The sequence below is a fragment of the Siphonobacter sp. BAB-5405 genome (genome assembly GCF_002872335.1).
Taxonomy (GTDB): domain Bacteria; phylum Bacteroidota; class Bacteroidia; order Cytophagales; family Spirosomataceae; genus Siphonobacter.
The window spans coordinates 1-639 of record NZ_NJAG01000220.1; the positions used below are offsets into that span (position 1 = coordinate 1).

General features: G+C 41.2%; 1 protein-coding gene. It reads left to right on the plus strand.

The genetic code is table 11. The features are described from left to right. A partial coding sequence (locus BWI97_RS27980) for a hypothetical protein (protein ID WP_158242905.1) occupies positions 1 to 639 on the plus strand: 639 nt, incomplete at both ends.

Here is a 639-nt window from a genome sequence, read left to right on the forward strand (position 1 = left end):
CCTCTGTGGAAGCTTTCAATTCCTATCCCAGGAGTCAAAGAAAATAAAGTACTCGTCCCTATAGTAAAAGAAGGATCGGATTTTGTAGGTAAAATACTTTATGCAATCCAAGGGGAAAACAAGCAATGGCGGTACAATCTACTTGACATTAAGACGTTTCTGCGGGAAATTATATCCAGTGACGCTACAAAAGAAAAGTATCTTGAGCAGTTAGTAAACTTTTCATTTCTAATACTTAACCAAAAAGTATCTGGAGTAACAGTTCCCTGCTCAATGGGTACTAATATCACTCAGCTTAATGAAGTGACAATCAAACAGCTAAAAAGTGCAAAAACTACGGAATGTGTAACGGTTAGCGGATGGGACGGCTATTGCATGTGGGGTGGTACAGTTGACAATCCATATCAATATTTCAATGGTTGTCAGGGCACTTATATATCTACACAAGTTTGCTATGATAACCCCGATGCCTTCTGGGCCCACTATACAGGTCAGGCCTTAGGATTGAATACCGGAGTAGGAGGTCCTCCCCCTCCAGCAGGTGAAGATTTTACGTTGCCCGGTGTTACCTATGATGCCAATCAAATAGGATCTCAGGTTGATTGTAGTTCGTTTAACTTTGTCCGTACAACTTCAGCT